This window comes from Paraburkholderia heleia NBRC 101817, from assembly GCF_000739775.1.
GTDB classification, from domain to species: domain Bacteria; phylum Pseudomonadota; class Gammaproteobacteria; order Burkholderiales; family Burkholderiaceae; genus Paraburkholderia; species Paraburkholderia heleia.
In genome coordinates, this window is record NZ_BBJH01000099.1 from 1 (window position 1) to 1,096 (window position 1,096).

Consider the following 1,096-nt stretch of genomic DNA (forward strand, 5'->3'; position numbering starts at 1 on the left):
CAGGTGTTCACCGGCGAGACGTACTTGCAGACCAGGCCGCCGATCGATCCGTCAAGCCTGACGCGCTGGCGCAAGCGGCTGGGCGAGGCTGGCGTTGAAGAACTGCTGGCCGAGACGATCGAGGCAGCCAAACGGGCCAACGTCATCAAGAGCACGAGCCTCAAACGCGTGATTGTTGATACGACGGTCATGGAGAAGGCAATCGCCCATCCGACCGATTCACGGCTGCTCGAGCGTTGCCGGGAACATCTGGTGAAGGCGGCCGCGCGGCACGGCCTGAAGCTGCGGCAGAACTACAACCGCGAAGCACCGAGGCTTGCGAACCAGATTGGCCGTTACGCGCATGCGAAGCAATACAAGCGGATGAAGAAGGCGTTGCGCACGTTGCGTTCGCGCGTAGGCCGCGTGATGCGCGACGTCGAGCGGCAACTCGATGGCGTCACGCAGCAAAGCCGGGCCACGCTGGAAGAGTTGATTGCCCGCACGAAACGAATCATGTCGCAGAAGCAGAAGGACAAGAACAAGCTGTACGTGCTGCATGCGCCGGAAGTTGAATGCCTGGCCAAGGGCAAGGCGCGCAAGCCGTACGAGTTCGGCGTGAAGGTGTCGATCACGACGACGCACAAGGAAGGCCTGGTGGTCGGAGCGCGCTCGATGCCGGGCAGCCCATACGACGGACACTGGCCGAAGCACTGGAACAGGCGGCGATCCTGAGCGACGTTCAACCGCAGATCGCCGTCGTCGACCGCGGCTACAAGGGCGTGGCCATCGACGGTGTGAAGGTCTATCACCCAGCGCTGCGACGCGGTATCACGTGAGGCTTGCACGCGATGATCCGGCGACGCAGTGCGATCGAGCCCGTCATCGGACACATGAAGGCGGAAGGCAAGCTCGATCGCAACTGGCTCAAAGGCGCGCTGGGTGACGCAATTCATGCCGTGCTGTGCGGCGCCGGCCACAATCTGCGGATGATCCTTCGAAAGCTGAGGCTTTTTTACGCTCTGATTCTTGTCGTCTTGCTCAACGGGCGGACAGTTGCGCTATCGGTGGCGTGATACCACCGAGGGGCAAAGCGAATTATTCAGGGCCGACTAAA

At 61.7% G+C, this 1,096-nt stretch carries 1 pseudogene; it reads left to right on the forward strand.

Annotated elements, in window-relative coordinates:
* Window positions 1–1,055 (forward strand): annotated as a pseudogene (locus BHE01S_RS35820) (IS5 family transposase); the annotation flags it as partial.
* Window positions 1,056–1,096: the final 41 nt, after the last annotated feature.